At 49.1% G+C, this 2,860-nt stretch carries 3 protein-coding genes; all 3 read right to left on the reverse strand.

The window, feature by feature from the left end:
• Positions 1-63: 63 nt before the first annotated feature.
• Positions 64-741 (reverse strand): EF-hand domain-containing protein, encoded by a 678-nt coding sequence (locus ACR0D7_RS19305; RefSeq protein ID WP_480680468.1) that lies wholly within the window; start codon positions 739-741, stop codon positions 64-66.
• Positions 742-753: 12 nt separating this feature from the next.
• Positions 754-1,683: a hypothetical protein gene (locus ACR0D7_RS19310; protein WP_480680469.1), complete on the reverse strand. Its 930-nt coding sequence runs from the start codon at positions 1,681-1,683 to the stop codon at positions 754-756.
• A 64-nt stretch (positions 1,684-1,747) separates the two neighbouring features.
• Positions 1,748-2,251: a hypothetical protein gene (locus ACR0D7_RS19315; RefSeq protein ID WP_480680470.1), complete on the reverse strand. Its 504-nt coding sequence runs from the start codon at positions 2,249-2,251 to the stop codon at positions 1,748-1,750.
• Positions 2,252-2,860: the final 609 nt, after the last annotated feature.

Genomic DNA, 2,860 nt, shown 5'->3' on the forward strand with positions numbered 1-2,860 from the left:
CTTGCTTCACCGCAAATCCGCCGCATAATCACAAAAACCAGATGAGCCAGATCCTCTCTTAGCTCAGGCGGCCATCTGTCCCAAAATCCCTGACGACGGACACGTCAGGTCGATCGAGGCGATCCCCAACTCATCCAGCGTCTTGGCCACCAGCGAGCCATCGGTCTGTGTCACCAGAACCTTGAAGTCACTCCAGGCATCGTCATTGGCATCAAAGACGCCGTCCCCATTGCTGTCAAAGACCGCCTTCAGCGCTTCGATGTCGCTCGTCGCAGTCGGGTCCCATTCGGTGAACACATATTCCCGCTTCTCTGAGATCGTACCGTCGCCATCCGCGTCGTAGAACAGCACACCATTTCCAGCCGCCGCCCAAGCCGTACGGTTCAGTAAGCCATCGCCGGATGAATCCACAAAAACCGTGGAGTTGGAGAGTTGGGTGATTTCCACGCCAGATCCGTCAAGATCCAAGATGATCGGACGGTCCTCGCCAGATAGGCCCGTGCCAACGTTGCCCCCACTGCGACCGTAGTTACCTTCGTGGGAAGTAGAGCCGCCTAATTTGTAGCCGCCTTTCTCTCCTGTATTACCCTTAGGTTTCAGTGGCGTAGCGAGTTTTGGAATTGGAGGGGGAAGGCCAAGCTTTTTGTCAGTGATGCCAAGCAAATCGCCTAGTGCCCTAAAGTGATTCGCCAGTGTCGCCCGTGCTGTACCATCGTCGGTCACATGACCATAGTGGTCCAAAAAAGACTCACTTTAGTAGCTAGAGGCATTGGTTGTTCCGCCGTTCCAAGTGTGCACCGCACCGTCCGGGCGAAACGTCGTTGGCTCCATAGGTCGGACTTGAGGGCGAATTGATGTCAAGGGCGCACTTGATACATATACAGTAGGGATTGGTGCGACCCAAACGGGTGCAGGCGGTAAATCGCCATACACGACGGGATAGGCCGGCGCAGGTGGGGGTGGCAGGTCTTCGTAATATGGTATTGTCGGAGGGATGCCGGCAACAGGCGGTGCCATAAGTGGTGCCAAAGGGGGCGTACCCGGCGGAGGACTCTCCGCAGACGGTGGCACAACAGGCGTGGAAACAGTCGAAGGAGGCGAGAGGGGGCTTGGTACCGAATAATTCAAAATTTCGGGATAGTATTTATCAAGAATTCCAAATGAAGATGCGTCGACGTGACCAGACGTGCTTGCTAAACTGCTTACTGCTCGCAAAGTCGGCGACAAAGTAACAAATTCACCTTCATAAGTTATATAACCATTGTAGGCACTACCGGTTGCATCAATAATCTCTTTATAGGTGCTATCCGCTCCGACGTTAACGTCTTCAGGGCCTACATACCCAGAAAAGTTCGGCGCATAGTAGGATTGAGAGACATCAACAGCGGAGAAAGGATATCCATCCCGCCTAATTTGCAACTCATCAATTGCAGCATTAATGGACTCTCTCGCTGCTGCTTCTTCACCGGTGGTTGCTGCGATTTCGTCGTTTAATGTTCTAAATTTTTCTGAACGAACTACTGTGCCTGTGAGCAAACCACCAGCTGGACTCCTAGCACTTACATATGCATCCAATGCAGTCATCCCGTAAGAATAGGATCTTCCCGCAGTTTGAAGGCTGTTTGCATAGACTGCTTCGCGACTTAAGTCATAGATTCTGCCGTATATTTCGGCATCCGTCATTCGCGCATAGTCATCGGGCCCTAGAAATCCAAAGCGGCTATCATTGCCAACCAGTTCAAGCCCTCTAGTTTACTTTGCATCCATAGGATGAAGCATAAAATTCTATATTTTCTAACAGATCTTCCAAAACATCCTTATCGGGGAAATTGAAATACATTCCTGGGTAGAACACAGTAACTGCCCCAAATCTCGAATAATCGATCCGCATGTTTAGATTTAAATCCAACAAACCGGAATCCTGCACCTCATCCTCCAACCACGTGACTGTATCGATCTGAAGCGATGGATGTTCAAACGGCCAGACCTGACCTTTAAGTTTTCGATTTACCAGAATCGCAAAATCTTGCACTTTTTTGAATGCCTGCACATACCAATCATCCATGAAGATTCTAAACTCATAAAGTTCTCGACCACGGATTTCTATCTTTTTAATCTTGGAGGAGCTGTAGTTTTTAAAAGAGTTCAGGTTTATTATGTCTGTGAAATAATAATAACCATTATTATTGTCAGAGGGCTTAACATGGCGAGAATACTCAATTATGCAGTCATCGAACGAGATATCTACCATACCCATTTCCACCAAATTGCTTCTCAATTTTTCAGAAGCGGTTGTCTCGGAGAGACCCGAATTTGGAGCAAACAGCATTATACAGAGCAAAATGGGTAGAAACCGCACCCCATGCGAGTTAACAGTCCAAATTGTGAGGCAAGTGAAACCAGAATATCTAACCACTTTTAGTCCTTAGCAATTTCGTTTTACCAGAATTCTGCGTCAATGCTCTTGGTTTTTTTACGATAAGAGGTTTGGCCAAAATATTTCACAACTTTACGCTGAGTGTCAACACTTTGTGACTGCCCTCGATTTACGTTTTCTCATTGCATTATAACGCTTAGTGAACGACGCACGCCCCATCCCAAGCCGCAAGCATCCCCTCTTCCGAGGGTTGCGCTGACGGCCACCCCATATGCGCGGGACATCCCTGTTTAAGCCATTGATTTCCGACCGACGACACGATTCACGGCGCTCAAAACAACCGGTGAGCATGTCTGCCCCAACCGTGCTGACGTCAGGCAATTTCAACGGATTCTGTGATTTCCGCCGAAGATCATCGTATTGCCGGTGTGACCGGCGGAACCAACCCTGGCATGACATCAAGCTTCACTGCCACGCACTGGC

This window comes from Ruegeria sp. BB7, assembly GCF_056539365.1.